This window comes from Bradyrhizobium sp. BLXBL-01 (assembly GCF_051853025.1).
Lineage (GTDB): Bacteria > Pseudomonadota > Alphaproteobacteria > Rhizobiales > Xanthobacteraceae > Bradyrhizobium.
On the sequence record NZ_CP182471.1, the window covers coordinates 3568581 to 3587256 of the forward strand.

The following is an 18676-nucleotide window of genomic DNA, read 5'->3' on the forward strand; positions in this document are numbered from 1 at the left end:
AATACTGGAACGATCGGCTGATTGATGCGTCGTCGCGAGGCGCCAGCTCTCTTACAAGCTTTCCTTTCCCACGAGGCTAAATCTTGAAGCTCTTTGTCTGCCAGGCCTGCGGCAACGTCCTCTATTTCGAGAACCGCGCCTGCGAACGCTGCGGCCATCGGATCGCCTTCCTGCCGGAGAAGGAGACGATGTCGGCGATCGAGGCCGACGGGGCGGCATGGAGAATCCTCGCCGGCAAGGGCGAAAGCCGGATGCTGTGCCGGAATGCCGAGTACGACGCCTGCAACTGGCTGACCGACGCCGCCGATACCACTGGCTATTGCCGCGCCTGCCGTCACAATGGGACGGTGCCAAACCTCTCGGATCCGGCGCAGCTCGCCGGCTGGCGCGAGCTGGAGGTGGCAAAACACCGTCTATTCTATTCCCTGATCCGCTGGAAGCTGCCGCTTCAGACCCGCCAGGACAATCCCGAGCATGGCCTGATCTTTAATTTTCTCGCCGATGATCCGCACAGCGGCGAGAAGGTCATGACCGGCCACGACAACGGCCTGATCACGATCGCACTGACCGAGGCCGACGACATCGAGCGCGAGCGGCGCCGGCTCGAGATGGGCGAGCCGTACCGGACGCTGCTCGGGCATTTCCGCCACGAGGTCGGGCACTATTTCTGGGACGTGCTGGTGCGCGATGGCGGCAAGCTCGACCAGTGCCGCGCCGTCTTCGGCGATGATTCCGTCGATTACGGCCAGGCGTTGCAGCGTCACTACGCCGAAGGGCCGCCGCCGGACTGGCAGCAGAACTACGTCTCGGCCTATGCCACGACCCACCCCTGGGAGGATTTTGCCGAGACCTGGGCGCATTACCTCCACATCGTCGACACCCTGGAAATGGCCGCCGAGTTCGGCATGGAGGTGCGTCCCAAGATCGACCGCGGCGGGGAGTTGACCGCGCGCATCCGCTTCAACCCCTACGAAGCGAGGGATGTCGAGGCGCTGGTGAACGCATGGCTGCCCTTCACCTTCGCCATGAACAGCGTCAACCGCGCCATGGGCCTGCGCGACCTCTATCCCTTTATCCTGTCGTCCGCGGTGGTCGGCAAGCTGGGCTTCATCCATGACCTGGTCCGGGACGTGGCCAAGCCTGGGAAGCCCTAGGGATGCCGCACGGCGTGCCCAGCGCGCGCCGGGTGGCCCATTTCGGTCTTGCGCTGGTACGCCAGAGTCCCCGGATTTAGACCGTTGCCTCCGGCCCATTTTGATGTACCACGGGAGCCACACGGCCCCTCCCATAGGCTCGAACGGCCAGGGAAGGGGTCCCGCCCAAGGTCGAGACTCAAGAAAAGCATGTTCAAACGCATTCTGATCGCCAATCGCGGCGAAATCGCCTGCCGGGTCATCAAGACTGCCCGCAAGATGGGAATTCAAACGGTTGCGGTCTATTCCGAGGCCGACCGCGATGCCCTTCATGTCGAGATGGCCGATGAGGCGGTGCTGATCGGCCCGCCGGCCGCGGCCGAGAGCTATCTGGTGATCGAGAAGATCGTCGAGGCCTGTCGCAAGACGGGCGCCGAGGCCGTGCATCCCGGCTATGGCTTCCTGTCCGAGCGCGAGGCGTTTCCGCGCGCGCTGGAAGCCGCCGGCATCGTCTTCATCGGCCCGAACCCCGCGGCGATCGCGGCAATGGGCGACAAGATCGAGTCCAAGAAGGCCGCCGCAAAAGCAAAAGTCTCGACCGTGCCGGGCTATCTCGGCGTCATCGAGGACGACAAGCACGCGGTCCGCATCGCCGACGAGATCGGCTACCCCGTCATGATCAAGGCCTCCGCCGGCGGCGGCGGCAAGGGCATGCGCATCGCCCATTCCAAGGCCGAGGTCGCCGAGGGCTTCAACCTCGCCAAGGCGGAGGCGAAGGCCTCGTTCGGCGACGACCGCGTCTTCGTCGAGAAGTTCATCGTCGATCCCCGCCACATCGAGATCCAGGTGCTGGGCGACAAGCATGGCAACGTGATCTATCTGGGCGAGCGCGAATGCTCGATTCAGCGCCGCAACCAGAAGGTCATCGAGGAAGCGCCGTCGCCGCTGCTGGACGAGGCGACCCGCCGCAAGATGGGCGAGCAGGCGGTCGCGCTCGCCAAGGCCGTGAACTATGATTCCGCCGGCACGGTCGAGTTCGTCGCAGGCCAGGACAAGAGCTTCTACTTCCTGGAGATGAACACGCGCCTCCAGGTCGAGCATCCCGTCACCGAGCTTGTCACCGGCGTCGACCTCGTCGAGCAGATGATCCGCGTCGCCGCCGGCGAGAAGCTCACCATCGCGCAGAAGGACGTCACGCTGACGGGCTGGGCGGTGGAATCGCGCCTCTATGCGGAAGATCCGTTCCGCAACTTCCTGCCCTCGATCGGACGGCTCGTGAAATATCGCCCGCCGGCGGAGGCCAGCAAGGACGGCATCACCATCCGCAACGATACCGGCGTGCAGGAGGGCGGCGAGATCTCGATCCATTACGATCCGATGATCGCCAAGCTCGTCACCCATGCGCCCTCGCGCGCGGCTGCGATCGAGGCGCAGGCCACCGCGCTGGATTCGTTCTATGTCGATGGCATCCGCCACAACATCCCGTTCCTGTCGGCCTTGATGCATCATCCGCGCTGGCGCGAGGGCCGGCTCTCGACCGGCTTCATCGCCGAGGAATTCCCCAAGGGCTTTGCGGTGCGGGTGCCTGAAGGCGAGGTCGCGCGGCGCATCGCCGCGGTCGGCGCCGCGATCGATCATGTGCTGGGGGCGCGCAAGCGGCAGATCTCCGGCCAGATGGGCGGCCGCGTCGTGCAGCGCGAGCGCCGTCGCGCAGTCTGGCTCGACCGCCAGGAGATCCTGCTCGAGGTCGCGCGCGAAGGCGAGGCGATCGCGATCCGCTTCATCGATGCCGACGGCAAGGCCGGCACTGCGCATCTGTTGCAGTCGCGGTGGAAGCCGGGCGATCCGGTCTGGCAGGGCACCATCGACGGGCAGTTCGTCGCCGTGCAGGCGCGGCCGATTCCGAACGGCATCCGTCTCGCGCATCAGGGCGTCGAGGTCCCGGTCTATGTCTGGACCGAGGCCGAGGCTACCTCCGCACGGCTGATGCCGGTGGCGACGGCCTCCGACAGCGGCAAGAAGCTGCTCTGCCCGATGCCGGGCCTCGTCGTCTCGATCGCGGTGAACGAGGGGCAGGAGGTCAAGGCCGGCGAGACGCTCGCCGTGGTCGAAGCCATGAAGATGCAGAACGTGCTGCGCGCCGAGCAGGACGGCACGGTGAAGAAGATCCACGCCAGCGCCGGCGCGACACTTGCGGTCGACGCGCTGATCCTGGAGTTTGCGTAAGCGTGTGAGTGGGGCTCTCGTCGGGCCCCATCAACACCGTCATTGCGAGCGCAGCGAAGCAATCCAGACTGCCTCCGCGGAAAGATTCTGGATTGCTTCGCTGCGCTCGCAATGACGGAGTATGTTGCGGCTGCGTCGCAACAATTGAGAGGGCACCATGGCCTTTCGTTCCCGCCGCGAGAAACTGCGCTCCACCCTGTCGGGCCCAATTTGCGTCCATCCCGGCTCGGTCTATGACGCGATCTCGATCCGAATTGCCGAGGATCTCGGCTTTCCGCTCGGCATGTTCGGCGGATCGGTGGCCTCTCTCGCCGTGCTCGGCGACCCCGATGTCACGCTGATCACGCTCACCGAGCTCGCCGAGCAGATGCGGCGGATGTCCCGCGCCTCCGCGCTGCCGGTGCTCGTCGATGCCGATCACGGCTACGGCAATGCGCTCAACGTGCGCCGCACGGTGCAGGAGCTGGAGACGGCCGGCGCGGCCGGCCTCACCATCGAGGACACGCTGCTGCCGGCGGCATTCGGTGAGACGAAGGCGCAGCTGATCTCCCTCGAAGAGGGCGTCGGCAAGATGAAGGCGGCGCTCGCCGGCCGCAGCGATCCCTCGCTGGTCATCATGGGCCGCACGGGCGCAGCCGCGATCACCTCGATCGAGGATGCGGTGCGCCGCGCCAAGGCTTACGAGGCGGCCGGCGTCGATGCGCTGTTTTTCACCGGCGTCAAGTCGCGTGCCGAGCTCGAAGCGATCGCCGCCGCCACGCGCCTGCCGATCGTACTCGGCGGCGGGTCAGAGGAATTGAGCGGGCTCGATTATCTCGGGGGTCAGCGCGTCCGCATCGCGCTGCAGGGCCATGCTCCGATCGCCGCGGCGACGCAAGCCGTCTACGAGACGCAGAAGGCGTTGCGCGAGGGCACGGCGCCAAAGAGCCTCAAGGGCGTGGCATCGTCGGAGCTGATGGCCCGCGTTGCGCGCGAGGCCGCAGTCAAGGCGCGTAGCGCCGATTGGCTCGGATCGAAGCCATGAGCCGGGTGATTCTCCAGGTCATGATCCGCGGCCGCGTGCAGGGCGTCGGTTATCGGGCCTGGGTGGAGTTCCAGGCCGCCGCGTGTGGCCTCGAAGGCTGGGTCCGCAACCGCCGTGACGGCAGCGTGGAAGCGCTGTTCGCGGGTGCGCCGACGCACGTTGCCGACATGGTCGCGCTGTGCCGCCACGGCCCGCCGCTCTCGCGCGTCGACAGTGTCACCAGTGAAACCGCAAGCGTGGATGAGCTGAATTTGCGCAGGGCAGGGGAGGCGTTTTCCGTACTGCCGACGGTGTAGGTGTTTCTTTCCCCGCAGGCGGTGTTTCCCTCGCCCCGTTCTTACGGGGAGAGGGTTAGGGTGAGGGGCTTCTCTCAATGCGAGCGGTCGTAGAAAGTCCTGTACCCCCTCACCCGAATTCGATCTGCAATCGAATTCGACCTCTCCCCGCAAGCGGGGAGAGGTGAAGAAGAAACATTCACCTTGGCAGTTTCGAGATCGCCTCGCTCAGCTCGTGGATCTCGTAGGGTTTGCGCAGGATCGGGAAATCGCCGCGCACGCCGGCGGCGACCTCGCTGTAACCGGTGGCAAGCAGGATCGGCAGGCCGGGACGGATCTGGCGGAGGTGATGGGCGAGGCTGAGGCCGTCCATCTTGCCGGGCATGACGATGTCCGAGAACACGAAATCGACGCCGTCGCTCTCGATCTCGCGCAATGCCGCTTCGGCATCGGCGACACGGCGCACCTGATAGCCGAGCTGCTCCAGAAGACCGATACTGACCAGCGCGACATCGGGATTGTCCTCGACCAGCAGCACCGTGCCGCTGCCGCGGAACGCCGTTCCCGCCGTCTCCCGCGACGGCACATCCGTGCCGCGCGGCAGGACGATGGTGAATGTCGTGCCCTTGCCGAGCTCGCTTGCCACCTTCACCGTGCCGCCGGCCTGGTGGGCGAAGCCGTGGACCTGCGAAAGGCCGAGGCCCGTGCCTTTTCCGATCGCCTTGGTCGTGAAGAACGGCTCGAAGATCTTGTCGAGGACGTCGGAGGGAATTCCAAGCCCGGTATCGCGGACGTCGATCGCGATGAAATCGCCGACGAGGGGCGCCTCATTCAGGACGACGTTGCGTGCCGCGATCGTCACCGTGCCGCCGTCCGGCATCGCGTCGCGGGCATTGATGACGAGGTTGAGCAGCGCGGTCTCGAGCTCGGAGACGTCGGCCTTGATCGGCCAGGTGTCGGAGTGAATGTCGAAGGCGATACGCACGGAGCTGCCGACGCCCGCGTCGAGCACCTCGCGGATGGCCGCGACGCGTTCGGCAAAATCGATCGCCTGCGGGTTGACGCTCTGCCGCCGGGCGAAGGTGAGAAGCTGGTTGGTCAGCGCTGCGCCGCGCTTGGTCGCGGTGTCGATCGCCGAAATGGCGCGCTCGAGCTTGGGGTCGTCGGCGGCGTTCTTCTTCAGGATGTGAAGGCTGCCGCTGATGATCATCAGAAGATTGTTGAAGTCGTGGGCCACCCCGCCAGTGAGCTGTCCGAGCGCATCGAATTTCTGCGACTCGGCCAGCTGCTTCTGCATCGCCTCGAGCTTGAGCTGGGCATTGCGACGCTCTGTGATGTCGCGTGTGATCTTGGCGAAGCCGATCAGCCTGCCGTCCTCGTAGATCGGGTCGATTACGACGCTCGCCCAGAAGAACGTGCCGTCCTTGCGGACGCGCCAGCCTTCCTCCTCGTATCGGCCCTTTTCGCGCGCGATTCCGAGCGCCCGCGCCGGCTTGCCATTGGCCCGGTCGGTCTCGGTGTAGAAACGGGAAAAATGCTGGCCGAGGATTTCTTCGGGGGGGTAACCCTTGATGCGTTCGCCGCCGATGTTCCAGCTGGTGATGGTCCCGTTCGGGTCAAGCATATAGAGGGCGTAGTCGGCGACACCCTCAACCAACAGCCGAAAACTGCGCTCGCTCTCGAACAGGTCTCTCTGTTGACTGAACTTTTCGGCCATTCCGGGACCCCGCCTCGACGGGAACAAACGCCGAAGAGGTCGGGATGGTTCCCGCCGTCTGGGACATTTTTAGGCAGGCCCTGGCGGGCCGTATGCAAGGCTTCTTCTTGACAAGAAGTCGGGTTCGTCAGATATTTCTGTCATGACAGAAATAACCGGAAAGAAGAAACTTCCCGCCGCCGTCGAACGCTTCATCCTGCATTGGGGCGATATGGGCGACGAGTGGGGAGTGAATCGCTCGGTGAGCCAGATTCATGGGCTGCTTTATCTCGCCGAGGCGCCGATGACCGCCGAGGACATCGCCGACACGCTCGGCATGGCACGCTCCAACGTCTCCAACTCGCTGAAGGAGCTGCTCGCCTGGAACCTGATCCGGCGGGTGCCGATCCTGGGCGACCGCCGCGACCATTACGAGGCCGAGACCGACATCTGGGAGATCGCCGCGAGGATCGCGGCGCGGCGCAAGGAGCGGGAGATCGACCCGGCGATCGCAGCGCTTCGCGTCTGCGTGTCCGATGCCACGGACGATCCCGGCATCAGTCCCGTCGCGGCCAAGCGCCTGAAGGAGATGCTCGCGTTCACCGAGCTCGCCGACCACTGGTTCATGCAGATGCTGAAAGTGCCGCGGCCGCGGCTGGTCGCCTTGATGCGGCTTGGCGAGAAGATCGCCAACCTGCTGCCGCTGGGTAAGGTCAAATAGTGTCGAGGAGGGTGCGATGACGTCGGCAAGACTATCAGGATCCAACGCATCGACCTCCGCTCACACGAGACTGCTCGACGACCGCCGCTTCCGCGCGCTGCTGTCGGACGAGGATTGGGGCCGCTTGCCGCTCGCGACCTGGCGGCGCTTCTCGAAACGCGTCGCCGACGGCGACAGTGTCGTCTATGTCGGCGTGGTCGACGAGCTCGCCTTCAGCGATGTCGGCTGGTGGTTCGCGCAGGCCGCGCGCCTGATCGGCGGACCATTGCCCACCGGCCGCGACATCGGTGTGCCCATGATCGTCACCGTCACCGAGGACGGCGCGACCGGCGGTCAGACCTGGACGCGCATCTGCGCGCGCAAGCGCGGCTTTCCGCAGGTGATCCATTCCGCCAAGCGTTTTGCCGGTCCGACGGGGCTCGAGGAATATGTCGGCTTCGGCGTATCGATGGCGCTGCGCATCGCGGTCGAGGATCAGGTGCTGATCTTTCGTAGCGCCGGCTACGGCCTTCAGCTTGGACGCCTGTGGCTTCCGCTGCCGCGCTGGCTGACGCCGGGCGAGCTGATCGTGACGCATCGAGATCTCGGCGAGGGCGCTTTCCGCTTCACCCTCGACGTCACTCACCCGCGTCACGGCGCGCTGATCCATCAGTCCGTCCTGTTCAGGGAGGCCGTATCATGACGCCGCTGTTGTGGACACTCATCGCCATCCAGATCGTGATGGGTGTGTTCGACACCTTCTATCACCACGAATTCACCGAGCGCCTGGCCTGGCGGCCGTCGCAGCGCTTCGAGCTGAAGCTGCACGGCATCCGCAACATGCTCTATGCGCTGCTGTTTCTGGTGCTCGGCTGGCTCGAGGTTCACGGCGTGCTGGCGCTGTTGATCGTCGCGGTGCTGGTCGCCGAGATCGTCATCACCTTGATGGATTTCGTCGAGGAGGATCTGAGCCGCAAGCTGCCGCCGAGCGAGCGCATCAATCATACGCTGCTTGCGATCAATTACGGCGCCATCCTGGTGCTGCTGATGCCGGCGCTGATCGCCTTGGCGATGCAGCCCGTCGGCGTGATCGTCGTCTACGAGGGTCTGCTCAGCATCGCCGCGACCGCCTGCGCACTCGGCGCTGCGCTGTGCGGCGTCAGGGATTTTGCCGCGATGCGCCGGCTCGGCCGCATGAAGGCTGTGCCCGCAGCTGGACTCGTCGAAAAAATCGCCAGCCGCAAGACCGTGCTGATATCGGGCGCCACCGGCTTCATCGGCAGCCGTCTTGCGGCAAGCCTTAGCGGGGCAGGGCATCACGTCATCGCGCTGATCCGCAATCCCGCGAAAGCCGAGATGCTGCCGCCGCCGGTGACGCTGATCACGAGCCTCGATCAGATCGCCTCGGACACGCAGATCGATGCCATTGTCAACCTCGCCGGTGAGCCGATCGGCAACGGCCTGTGGACCGATTCGAAGCGTGCCAAGATCATCGGCTCGCGCATCGACATGACCGGCGATATCGTCAAACTGATCGCGCGGCTCGCGCGCAAGCCAGAGGTACTGATCAGCGGCTCGGCGATCGGCTGGTACGGGTTGTGGGCCGACCAGGTGCTGACGGAATCGGCCAAATCTCACGCCTGCTTCAGCCACGAGCTGTGCGCGGCCTGGGAGGCAGCGGCGCGGCCGGCGGAGGAGCTCGGCGTGCGCGTGGTGTATTTGCGCATCGGCCTCGTGCTCGGCACCGAAGGCGGCTTCATCACGCGCATGCTGACGCCGTTCGAGTTCGGCCTCGGCGGCCCGCTCGGCACCGGGCGGCAGTGGATGTCCTGGATCGAACGCGACGATCTGATCCGCCTGATCGCCTATGTGATTGCGACGCCGGATCTGGCGGGTCCCGTCAATGCCACCGCGCCGATCCCGGTCACCAATGCAAAATTCACGGAAGAACTCGGCCGCCGCCTGCACCGGCCTGCGGTGTTCCGTATCCCCGGCGGCCTGCTCCGCCGGATCGGCGGCGGCTTTGCCGACGAGCTGCTGCTCGGCGGCCAGCGCGTGCTGCCGAACAAGGCGCTGAGCCGCGGCTTCGTGTTCCGCCACGAGACGCTGCGCAGTGCGTTCGAGGCGATCTTGTGAGGTTATGTCATGTCTTGCGAGAGCGTTGCTCGAATGACGCGAGGCTGGTTTGGCGCATGCTTGACGGCAACGGCTGTTATCGAGCTATTTCTCCTGTTCCTCCTTGCGCTGCCGCGCGTCGACAGTTTCGCCGTGCGGTCCGCCGCCGATTTCGGTGTGGCGATCCTGATTGGCGTTCCGGCAGTGCTGGTGTTCGTTTGCGCGCTGAGCGGAATTCCGTCAGCTGTGGCAATATGGCTCAGCGAACGGTTCTGCATCCGGTCATTGCCCTTCTTCGTCCTTGCTGGCGGGGTGGCCGGAGCCGTGAGCCAGACAGTGCTCTTCGGAAGGGTCGACGGATCGATCTGGCTCTTTGTCGTGGCCGGGTGCTTTGCCGGACTGGCCTATTGGCATATCGCAGGGCGACACGCGGGCAAGGAGCGCCCGCGATCTCAGCACTAGTTCGCCGCCACACTCCGAAACGTCGCCGCCACCGCACGCAGCGCGGCGAGTTTTGCCGGATCGCTGATCTTCGAATGCAGCATCACCTTCGAGCTGCCGAGTTTCGGCAGCTTGTGCGCAGGCCCGACGTCGGTCAACCCGGCAGGCGCGATCCGCCGCGCCAGCGGCGCAATGGCAAGCCCGGCGAGTGCTGCTGCCACCACCGCGGTGACGCCGCCGCCGACAAAGCGTTCGCGCCAGGGGATGCGGGCCTTGTCGAGCGCGCGCACGGCGACGGCGCGGACGCCGCAGGGCGGGGCGAGTGTCGCAAGCGGCAATGGTTCGCCCTTCGGCAGGGTGAGGCGCCGTGACGCGAACCAGCCAAACTCGTCCTCGGCCAGCTTCTCGCCGCCGCGGCGGCTGCCTTCCTGGCGCACGATCACTGCATCGAGCTCGCCCGCATCATAGGCATCCTGCATCTCGCGCGAGAAGCCGATGGTGACGGCGAGGGTGAGGTTCGACGACATCGCATGCAACCGTTCGAGCAGCGGCACCAGTTCGGGCCCTGCCGCGTGATCGGAGATGCCGAGTGTGAGCGACTGCGCGGCTGACGCGTCGCCCGACAGCGCGCAATCATGCGCCGCCATCAGCGCGCGGGCGCGATCGAGGAAGGCCGCACCATCGGCGGTGAGCCGGACCGCACGCGGCGAGCGCTCGACGAGCCGCTTTGCCAGCAGCGCCTCCAGCCGCTGCAGCTTCAGGCTGACAGCCGCCTGCGTCGTGCCGAGCGCTTCGGCGGCGTGGGTAAAGCTCTGGAGATCGGCGACCAGCAGGAAGGCCTGAACGGTGGCGATGTCGAGCGTGGCTATCATTACAGATCGTTATCATTGATATCAGTAGAGATAAGATACCAAAATGACGCCAGCAGGTCTAGCTTCTCACCAACGCCGCGCAGGTCGCGTGGCATCTTAGGGAGAACCACCATGCCGCTGATCACCGTATCCTACACCTCGTCCCGCCAGTCGCCGTCGCTGAAGGCCGACATCGCCAATGCCGTGTCCGAGCTCACCGCAAAAATCCTGCACAAGGACCCGAAGGTCACCGCCATCATCGTGAAGTCGGTCGATGCCGGCGACTGGTTCGCCGGCGGCAAGTCGCTCGCCGAGCAGAAGCTGGCCAGCTACTGGATCGACATCCACGTCACCGAGGGCACCAACACCAAGGACGAGAAGGCGGCCTATCTCGCCGCCATGTTCAAGCGCATGGCCGAGATCCTGGGCCCGCTGCATCCGGAGACCTACCTGCATGTCGACGAGGTCAAGGGCGACGCCTACGGCTTCGGCGGCCTGACCCAGGAGCGGCGCTACATCGCCGGCAAGCTCGAGGTTGCGGTGCAGGCGGCGTGACGTTACGGGCCGCGGATGAACAATGTCACCCGCGGCCTGAAGCCATCAGCTCGCGGCGCGGAACTGCACTTCGGCGTCGTTGATGAAGCACGTCTTGTCGAACAGCTTCAGGTCCAGCGGGTTCGGCAAGCGGACATCGCCGAGATCGGGGCAGGGCTTGACCGCGGGATCGTAGGACCGGTCGATTTGCGAGATGAAGACGACGATCAGCCCCATGTCGCGCGCAAACGATTTCAGCGCGCGCACCTGCACCGTCAGATCGGGATTTTCCCGCCTTTGGTCGAGCAGTTGCAGATAGTCGATCACGATGAGCGTGCCGCGCGGCGCCGAAGCCATTTGTTTCACGACGTAGTCGGCGCTGATGACGTCCGAGCAATCGACCTCGAACAGCTTGTCGAACTGCGCGGGCTCCACGCCGATGACCCGCAGACGCTCCAGCACATCCTTCTCGGTATATTCGAGCGAGAAGAACGCGGCGGGATGGCCGGACTTCATGGCCTCGACGGCAAGTTCGAGGCTCATCAGCGTCTTGCCCTGGCCGGGACGCGCCCCGACCAGCACCAGATCGCCTGGACGGAATTGCGCGAACAGTTTGCTCGCCGGAGTCCGTGCGGCTGCTTTGGCCGCCAGCATGCTCCAGGCGGAAAACCCTTCCGTCGCAGCGACGCGGTCAAGCGCGTCGTGGAGCGGAATGCCGGCCTCGCGGGACAGGCGCTTGGCCGTGCGCTTCAGATGGTAGATCGGTGCAGACAGTTTCATCGTCAAAACCTCCCATTGCGAGCATGGATCGCAACCCCTCCTTATGCCTGGCGCTCGAACAGTCGGCCGATGATCAACTCGCCCGGCATGAGGTCTGCTTTCCCGGCGGAGGGGGGAGGCGTGGGCGACACCGGAACGAAGCGTAGCTGATTCCGCCAGGGGCGGAGAGCGTGCGCGGTCAACTCAAACAGAAAAAAGTATTAGACGGCCGCTTCCGGCAGCAGCGCGCGGGTCGGTCCGAACAGCTCTTCGAACGCCTGCCGAAGCGCGATATCGACATCGGCCATGGTCACGAGCTGGCCGAGATCGACCAGCGAGGTGACGCCGTAGCGGGGGTCGACGACGCCGCAGGGCACGATGCCGGCGAAATGCGACAGCTCCGGCTCGACATTGATCGCGATGCCGTGAAACGAGACCCAGCGCTTCAGGCGGACGCCGATCGCCGCGATCTTGTCTTCGTGCTCGGGCCCCTTGTCGGGGCGTCTGACCCAGACGCCGACCCGGTCCTCGCGCCGTTCGCCGCGGACGTTGAAGGCGGCCAGCGCCTTCAGGATCAGCTCCTCCAGGCTCGCGACATAGGCGCGCACGTCCGGCCGGCGGCGCTTGAGGTCGAGCATGATGTAGGCCACGCGCTGGCCGGGCCCGTGATAGGTGAGCTGCCCGCCGCGCCCCGTCGCGAAGGTCGGGAATCGGGCCTCGAGCAGGTCGCTCTCCTTGCCCGATGTGCCCGACGTGTAGAGCGGGGGGTGCTCGAGCAGCCAGACCAATTCCGGCGCCTCGCCCGCGGCAATCGCCGCGACGCGCGCCTCCATGGTCGCCACCGCCTCCGGATAGGGCACCGGAGCGTCCGAAATCCGCCATTCGACGACTTCGCCGCCCGCGGCGGAAAACGACGTCAAATCGAGGTGTTGACGCTGGTCCTGACGCCGTTCTTGGCCGGGGTTTGGGGGCGAATTAACCATTGGCTAACCATAACGTGGTGATGATCAGGAGCAAATGCCAAGTCCTTTGGCGTAAGTCCCAAGTTGCGGCGGTCCTGACAGTGCCCACTCTCGACAAAGTCACCGTGGATCTCATGGTCGTCCTCGGGACCACCACCATGCCGATCCATCAGGTATTACGCCTTTCCCGCGGCGCCATCATCGAGCTGGACGCAACCGAGGCCGACGAGGTCAAGGTGCTCGCCAATAACCTGCCGGTCGCCTCCGGCGTCGTGCTGGTCGATCGCAACCGAATCGCGGTCGAGGTCAAGCAGATGCTGCCGCGCTCGCCGGGGACCCGGTAGGGCACGCCATTGGCGCCAGGGCCTTGATAGGGCCGATCCGGGCAGGTGAGAATTCCCGCCAAGCTTGTGGAATTCAGGGTCTTTGCAGGCTTGTATCCCCCTGATGGATTTGTTAGATCGGCGGCCGCTGATCCGGCCACCCGAACGACCTCAGGCCGGCATCTCCTAGCGCTCGTGGCGGAACTGGTAGACGCGCTGCCTTGAGGTGGCAGTGGGTAACACCGTGGGGGTTCGAGTCCCTCCGAGCGCACCACCTTCATTTTTATAGCTTTTCTGGGCGGGTTTTCGCCCAGGTTCGCGCCGCATGGCGGCGCTTCGGAACCAAAGCCCTCGCCTTGCATTCGCAACTGGTGGCCGAATGCGCTTGAAGGTGGAGGCTGATGAGGGACGCTACGTCCGATGTTGCCGAGGTCCGCGGCGCCGTTCACCTGTGCATCGACATGCAGAACATTTTCGCTCCGGACGGCCTTTGGGCGACGCCGTGGATGGAGCGCGTCCTGCCGACGGTCGTCTCGGTCGTTTCGCGCCATGCGCAGAGAACGATCTTCACGCGTTTCATCACCCCTGAGGATCCGGAGGATCGACCGGGGCAATGGCAGAGCTATTTCCGCCGCTGGCGCCAGGCGACGCGCAGGCATCTGCCATCATCGGCTCTGGAGCTCGTGCCGGCCTTGGCTCGGTTCGTTCCGCCGGCCGCTGTGATCGACAAGCCGGCCTATTCCGCGTTCAGCAATCCCGGTCTTGCGAGCCTGCTGGTCGAGAAGAACGTCGGCACCGTCGTGATATCGGGCGCGGAAACGGACGTCTGCGTGCTCTCGACAGTCCTGAGCGCCGTCGATCTCGGCTTCAGGATCGTCATCATCGAGGACGCGCTGTGCAGCTCGTCCGATGTCGGCCACGACGCGCTGATGACGATGTATCGCACCCGCTTTCACGGCCAGGTCGACCTGGTGACGGCAGAAGAGCTGGCCGAGGTGTGGCGGGAGTAGGGAGCTACGATCCGATCTCATCGGCTGCACAAGCTTCCTCGCCGCCATCGAGTCAGATCAAGCGACTGCGACGTCGGCGGTCACCGGTCTCGCATGCGGCGGCTGCGCGTGGTCTGCGCCGGATCGCATGTTCAGATAGGCCGGGTCGAAACCGGCAAGCCGGACCAGGCCCGGCCAGTCCGTGATGGTCAGGGTCTTGCCCTGCCATTGCAGCAGATTGCAGCGGCGCAGCTCCTGGATGGTGCGGTTGGCATGGACCGGGGAGATGCTGCAGGCCGCGGCGACATCGGACTGGGTGAACGGCGAGGACAATCTGAAGTCTCTGGCGAGCCCGACGGCTTGCAGCCGAACGGTGATCTCGCAAAGCAGATGCGCCACGCGCGTCAATGCGTCCCGGCTGCCGAGGTTCACCGTCCAGTTGCGCTGGATGGCGTGATCGGCAAGCAGAATCAACAGCAGGGCATGCGACATCGCCGGAGAACGCACCGCGAGCTCGCGAAAGAAGCGGTGCGGCACGAGCGCGACGATTGCGGGGCCGAGTGCGGTCAGGTTGCCCTCGATGCGCGGGCGATACAGGCTTTGCAGGTTGGCGATGTCGCCGGGCACGCAGATCGCGGTGATCTGGCCATCCGCGCTTTCGTCATTTTGCCAGGACAGATATCCCTGAAGCACCAGGCAGCATTGCGTTGCCTCATCGCCGTGGCGCAGGATGGTCTGATGCGCGCCGAAATGCGCGATGCTGCTCGGCATGTCCGCGAGCAGATCGAGATGGTCCGGGGTCAGTTCGACGAGGCTCGTCAGGCGGTCGGCGAGTTTCGAGAATGCAAATCCTGCCTGCATTTGATCTCCGATCCCCCATCGGCTCCAAGTGTGGCCGAGAACGACGGCGGAAAGCATTAACGTTTGATACGTTCGCTTGGGGTATCGGGGAGACAGCAAGCCGCTCGCCGATCCAAGGTTCCTCGCACTCAATTGACGTTGTCGCCGAGCATGTTGCGTATGCCTGTGGTCACGGCGGCGACGCCGCTCGTGCCGTGCATCAGCGCGATCTCGCCCTGCTGCGCGTGGCGGATGGCGTGCGCCATGATGCGCAGGCGAGGGTCGCCGCGGCTGTGCCACATCCGGTCGGCCATCCTGACCGCACCGCGGTGGTGCCTGCTCATCGCCTCGACGAACAGCGCGTCGAACTGGTCCGGCGGCGCGGTCTTGACCTGGCGCATCTCGGCCGGTGTCAGAAAGCCCGGCATCGCCGCACGCTCCTCGGTGCTGCAATCGGGCATCTCCGTGTCGAACCAGCTCAGCCACCAATTCTCGAAGATCTGGTTCTCTCCGGTCTGGCTCGCGACCATCAGCATCGCGAGCTTCCGTAGATGTGGATCCTGCGCGCGCTCGGCCGCTGTCCGTGCCAGCTCGATGCCCTGGGCATGATGCGTGGTCATGTGACGGATGTAGGCCTGGTCGTGATCCCTGTCGCGGCCCATCCACGGCGGCTCGTAACCGTGACCGCCGAACATTGCGACCGCACCGAGCACCGCAATCACGGCCAGCGCGCCGGTCATCCACATGTTGGTGAACCGCACGTCGCTGTCAGGCGCAGTCCCGCGCTTCCAGCGCAGGCGCGCGAACAGAGGATACATCACGGCCGAGGAGCCGTGGACCAGCAGGCCGATCCAGTAGGGTTGTTGCAGCGTGAACAGCGGCTGCCAAAACGGAAACAGCGGCACCAGCACGAACCATTCCATGCCTGAAGAGAACACGGCCCAGGGCAGCGCCAGCAGCAGGATCGTCATCGGCCGCAAGTCGGCCGTCCAGCGTCCGAGCACGCCAAAGAAAACCAACGCCCAGAAAAAATCGGCCCATTGGTGAAAGGCGATCCCGGTCAGGATTGCGCTCCAGGATGGCTCGGAGCTGATCGCCCAATCGCGCGCAGGAATTGCGGCAACCGTCATCCAGTCGACGGCGGCATCGCGGCCGATGCGGGCGGCGAAGAGTTGGCTGACGATGGTCGAGAACGTGCTGCTGATCAGGCCGAGGGCGGCCGCGGCAATCCAGCGCGAACGCCGCCGCTCGCCGATGCTGCGCCGCGCCCCACTCGCGAGCGCTGGTCGCGGCTCTGCGTTCACGTCAGCTGCTTGAGCTTCTTCAGCGGATTGAGCTCGCTCGGCTTGTCTTGTTCGGCGCGCCCGCGCTCGGCTTGTGCCTTGCCGTCATCGTGCAGATCCTGGTCGCCGATGATTTCGCCGACGGCCTGCTTGGTCTTGCCGGCGATCCGTTGCTGCAGACCTTTGGTCTTGCCCATGAGCTGCCTCCGATATGTCCTGCCGACGGGCTCACGCCGCTACCCCGGCGCCTGAAGGGGGCGTGGGCGCCGGGGCTGCGGTCTTGCAAACTGCCTCCGGCGGCGGGGGGAGACGCCGGAAAGCATTGATGAGACTCTTCGAAACGCGGATGGTTCCTGCTGATATCACCGAGGTTCGAGCGTGATGATCACGCCTTCGTTGCCGCGGAGCAGGATGGACGCATCCGGCACCGGCTCGGCCTGTCGATCCAGATGCGTCGACATCAAGAGACGGCCGCGGCCTTGCCAGTGGAATTTCCGCGGTTCGGCCGCGATATTGAGCGCGACCAGAATCTCGTTACGGCCATCCAGCCGCTTGTAGGCCAGGACATCGTTCTGCGACCGCAGCGGCTCGTATTCGCCCCGTTGCAAACCAATATGCTCGCGCCGCAGCGCCATCAGCGCGCGAAACAGCGCCAGGATCGAACGCTTGTCGCGCTGCTGTCCGGCGACGTTGGCCGCACCATCGGGCGGCTCGAGCGGCAGCCATGGACGGCCCGTGGTGAAGCCGCCGTCGGGACTGTCGTCCCATCGCATCGGTGCGCGTTCGGGATCGCGGCACAGGCCATAGCCGGGCACGAGCTTCTCGAAGGGATCGTGAACGCGGCCCGGCGGGATCGGCACGCGCTTGCGGCCGATCTCGTCGCCCATGAAGAAGAACGGCGTTCCCCGCAGCGTCATCAGCAGCATCGCCAGCACGCGCATCTGCGCCTCGCCGATCTTGCTCGCGACCCGCTGCTTGTCGTGGCCGCCGATGACCCAGACCGGCCAGCCATCGTCCGGGATGGCGTTGAGATAGGCGTCGATCGTGGCCTGCAGCGAGAGGGCGTCCCATTTGGAATCGAGCAGGGCGAAGTTGAGCGGCAGATGCAGGCGCGGCCGGCCGTTGCCGTAGAAGTGGCCGATGCGGTCGGTCTTGCCCTGGACCTCGCCGCACAGCATCCGCCCGGGATAGGCATCGATCACCTCCCGGATGAACTCGATGCAATCCATCGTCTCGGGCCGGTCGTCGGTAAACACCGTCGTGTTCCGCTGCGGCGGCGGCTTGCCCTCGGCCTCGGGATTCGGCGGGTTGTCGCGCAAGAGCCGGTCCTTGATCAGGACCGCGCTGGCGTCGACGCGAAAGCCGTCGACGCCGCGGTCGAGCCAGAACCGCATGGTCTCGGCGATCGCGGCGCGCACTTGTGGGTTGCGCCAGTTGAGGTCGGGCTGCTCGACCAGGAAGGAATGATAGTAATATTGCCGCCGCGCCTCGCACCATTCCCAGCCGCTGCCGCCGAAGCGGCTCAGCCAGTTGTTGGGCGGCCCGCCGTTCTCGGCGGGATCAGCCCAGATGTACCAATCCGCCTTCGCGCTGTTGCGCGAGCTTGCGCTCTCGACGAACCATGCATGATCGTGCGCGGTGTGATTGGGGACGAGGTCGAGAATGAGCCGGATGCCCGCACCGTGCAGCGCCTCGAGCAGGCGATCGAACTCCTCGAGGCTGCCGAAGGCGGGATCGATCGAGCAATAGTCGGAGATGTCGTAGCCGAGGTCGCGGAAGGGGCTCTTGTGGATCGGCGTCAGCCACACCGCATCGACGCCGAGCCATTTCAAATAGTCGATGCGCGACAACAGTCCGGCAAGGTCGCCCTTGCCGTCACCGTTGGAGTCCTGAAATGAGATCAGCGCGATCTCGTAGATGACGGCGGATTCCCACCACGCAGCTTCGTCACGGGACTCGACGCTCATCACCTTGCTTCACCTCGTTGTGCCCAACATGCCCCGCGATCTGCCTTGCCGCAGTTCCGACACTCTCGATACCCTTCGGGAATCCACTGCGGTTCGGATAGAGCTTGCGCCGTGCATCGCGCGGCGGGCGGCGCGGCTTGGTGTCCTGCGCGGCGCGGTAGTCGAGCACGGCGATGCCGCCGACCATCAACAGTGCCAGCGCGATGTTGCCCTTCTTGGGATTGTCCGACGTCAGCCCGGACATCAGCGCCGCGGCATCGAGGCCGTCGCCGCCGACACGGGCCCATAGGCCGGCGTTCTTGTCGACCGAGAGCGACATGATCCCGGCAAGGATCTCGCGCACGCCGAAGGCGCGGACCAGCGTCTCACGGCCTTCCATGCCCAGCGTGTGCGTGACGCGCCTCGGTGCGAAGAGCTCGACGACGCCGAGGCCGATGCTGAACCAGCCGAGTGCGCGCGCGAGCTGGTCCGCCGGCTGCTTCAGGCTCGGCCCGCCCGCGACGATCTTGGGGTCGCCCTTGGTACGCACGATGTTGGAGAAGTGAAACATGGCTTTGC

General features: G+C 65.3%; 20 protein-coding genes and 1 tRNA gene. 12 read left to right on the forward strand and 9 right to left on the reverse strand.

From position 1 onward, the window contains the following. The first annotated feature begins 83 nt into the window (after window positions 1–83). The 4 genes from ACNJYA_RS16475 to ACNJYA_RS16490 all read left to right on the forward strand — a co-directional run bounded on the left by ACNJYA_RS16475 (window position 84) and on the right by ACNJYA_RS16490 (window position 4679). Window positions 84–1154 carry a zinc-binding metallopeptidase family protein gene (locus ACNJYA_RS16475; protein ID WP_439403256.1) on the forward strand — a complete coding sequence of 357 codons (1071 nt, stop codon included), beginning with the start codon at window positions 84–86 and terminating at the stop codon, window positions 1152–1154. A gap of 189 nt (window positions 1155–1343) precedes the next feature. Continuing rightward, entirely contained in the window at window positions 1344–3359 is a 2016-nt protein-coding gene (locus ACNJYA_RS16480; RefSeq protein WP_439403257.1) for an acetyl-CoA carboxylase biotin carboxylase subunit, read from the forward strand. 157 nt (window positions 3360–3516) lie between these two features. Further along, window positions 3517–4383 (forward strand): isocitrate lyase/PEP mutase family protein, encoded by an 867-nt coding sequence (locus ACNJYA_RS16485; protein WP_439403258.1) that lies wholly within the window; start codon window positions 3517–3519, stop codon window positions 4381–4383. Next, window positions 4380–4679: an acylphosphatase gene (locus tag ACNJYA_RS16490; protein WP_172783295.1), complete on the forward strand. Its 300-nt coding sequence runs from the start codon at window positions 4380–4382 to the stop codon at window positions 4677–4679. Before ACNJYA_RS16485 ends, ACNJYA_RS16490 begins: the two co-directional genes overlap by 4 nt. Before the next feature lie 178 nt (window positions 4680–4857). Here the strand turns inward: ACNJYA_RS16490 and ACNJYA_RS16495 are convergent, their stop codons facing one another. Beyond that, window positions 4858–6375, reverse strand: a complete 1518-nt coding sequence (locus ACNJYA_RS16495; RefSeq protein ID WP_172783296.1) for a PAS domain-containing sensor histidine kinase — start codon at window positions 6373–6375, stop codon at window positions 4858–4860. 142 nt (window positions 6376–6517) lie between these two features. On the opposite strand from ACNJYA_RS16495, the gene ACNJYA_RS16500 reads away from it, so the two are divergent. From ACNJYA_RS16500 to ACNJYA_RS16515, 4 genes are read left to right on the forward strand one after another with little or no spacing between them, the layout of a single operon-like run. Beyond that, the gene (locus ACNJYA_RS16500; protein WP_439403259.1) at window positions 6518–7075 is read left to right on the forward strand and encodes a GbsR/MarR family transcriptional regulator; all 558 of its coding nucleotides are present in this window, start codon (window positions 6518–6520) and stop codon (window positions 7073–7075) included. 16 nt (window positions 7076–7091) lie between these two features. Continuing rightward, complete coding sequence (locus ACNJYA_RS16505) at window positions 7092–7757, forward strand: DUF4166 domain-containing protein (RefSeq protein WP_439403260.1); 666 nt, start codon at window positions 7092–7094, stop codon at window positions 7755–7757. Next, the gene (locus ACNJYA_RS16510; RefSeq protein WP_439403261.1) at window positions 7754–9190 is read left to right on the forward strand and encodes a TIGR01777 family oxidoreductase; all 1437 of its coding nucleotides are present in this window, start codon (window positions 7754–7756) and stop codon (window positions 9188–9190) included. Before ACNJYA_RS16505 ends, ACNJYA_RS16510 begins: the two co-directional genes overlap by 4 nt. 60 nt (window positions 9191–9250) lie before the next feature. Continuing rightward, window positions 9251–9631, forward strand: a complete 381-nt coding sequence (locus ACNJYA_RS16515) for a hypothetical protein (RefSeq protein WP_439403262.1) — start codon at window positions 9251–9253, stop codon at window positions 9629–9631. On the opposite strand, the gene ACNJYA_RS16520 is transcribed toward ACNJYA_RS16515, so the two are convergent. Beyond that, on the reverse strand, window positions 9628–10482 hold the full coding sequence (locus ACNJYA_RS16520; protein WP_439403263.1) for a LysR family transcriptional regulator: 855 nt from the start codon (window positions 10480–10482) through the stop codon (window positions 9628–9630). The genes ACNJYA_RS16515 and ACNJYA_RS16520 overlap by 4 nt on opposite strands. A 111-nt stretch (window positions 10483–10593) precedes the next feature. On the opposite strand from ACNJYA_RS16520, the gene ACNJYA_RS16525 reads away from it, so the two are divergent. After that, window positions 10594–11016, forward strand: a complete 423-nt coding sequence (locus ACNJYA_RS16525; RefSeq protein ID WP_439403264.1) for a tautomerase family protein — start codon at window positions 10594–10596, stop codon at window positions 11014–11016. Window positions 11017–11061: 45 nt separating this feature from the next. Here ACNJYA_RS16525 and ACNJYA_RS16530 read toward each other — a convergent pair whose 3' ends face one another. Further along, on the reverse strand, window positions 11062–11775 hold the full coding sequence (locus tag ACNJYA_RS16530) for a DNA helicase (protein ID WP_439403265.1): 714 nt from the start codon (window positions 11773–11775) through the stop codon (window positions 11062–11064). 200 nt (window positions 11776–11975) lie between these two features. After that, window positions 11976–12737 (reverse strand): lipoyl(octanoyl) transferase LipB, encoded by a 762-nt coding sequence (lipB, locus tag ACNJYA_RS16535; RefSeq protein WP_439403266.1) that lies wholly within the window; start codon window positions 12735–12737, stop codon window positions 11976–11978. Window positions 12738–12817: 80 nt separating this feature from the next. On the opposite strand from lipB, the gene ACNJYA_RS16540 reads away from it, so the two are divergent. From ACNJYA_RS16540 to ACNJYA_RS16550, 3 genes are all read left to right on the forward strand, one after another. Beyond that, window positions 12818–13060, forward strand: a complete 243-nt coding sequence (locus ACNJYA_RS16540; RefSeq protein ID WP_018647371.1) for a FliM/FliN family flagellar motor switch protein — start codon at window positions 12818–12820, stop codon at window positions 13058–13060. Between the two features lie 168 nt (window positions 13061–13228). Beyond that, window positions 13229–13313 (forward strand) — tRNA-Leu (locus ACNJYA_RS16545). Between the two features lie 127 nt (window positions 13314–13440). After that, window positions 13441–14049 (forward strand): cysteine hydrolase family protein, encoded by a 609-nt coding sequence (locus tag ACNJYA_RS16550; RefSeq protein ID WP_439403267.1) that lies wholly within the window; start codon window positions 13441–13443, stop codon window positions 14047–14049. Between the two features lie 57 nt (window positions 14050–14106). On the opposite strand, the gene ACNJYA_RS16555 is transcribed toward ACNJYA_RS16550, so the two are convergent. From ACNJYA_RS16555 to ACNJYA_RS16575, 5 genes are all read right to left on the reverse strand, one after another. After that, complete coding sequence (locus tag ACNJYA_RS16555) at window positions 14107–14889, reverse strand: Crp/Fnr family transcriptional regulator (protein ID WP_172783305.1); 783 nt, start codon at window positions 14887–14889, stop codon at window positions 14107–14109. Window positions 14890–15017: 128 nt separating this feature from the next. Beyond that, window positions 15018–16172: a DUF305 domain-containing protein gene (locus tag ACNJYA_RS16560; RefSeq protein ID WP_439403268.1), complete on the reverse strand. Its 1155-nt coding sequence runs from the start codon at window positions 16170–16172 to the stop codon at window positions 15018–15020. Continuing rightward, window positions 16169–16348: a CsbD family protein gene (locus tag ACNJYA_RS16565; RefSeq protein ID WP_172783307.1), complete on the reverse strand. Its 180-nt coding sequence runs from the start codon at window positions 16346–16348 to the stop codon at window positions 16169–16171. Before ACNJYA_RS16565 ends, ACNJYA_RS16560 begins: the two co-directional genes overlap by 4 nt. A 165-nt stretch (window positions 16349–16513) precedes the next feature. Then, window positions 16514–18118 (reverse strand): alpha-amylase family glycosyl hydrolase, encoded by a 1605-nt coding sequence (locus ACNJYA_RS16570; protein ID WP_439366915.1) that lies wholly within the window; start codon window positions 18116–18118, stop codon window positions 16514–16516. Beyond that, on the reverse strand, window positions 18099–18668 hold the full coding sequence (locus tag ACNJYA_RS16575; RefSeq protein WP_439403269.1) for a hypothetical protein: 570 nt from the start codon (window positions 18666–18668) through the stop codon (window positions 18099–18101). Before ACNJYA_RS16575 ends, ACNJYA_RS16570 begins: the two co-directional genes overlap by 20 nt. Window positions 18669–18676: the final 8 nt, after the last annotated feature.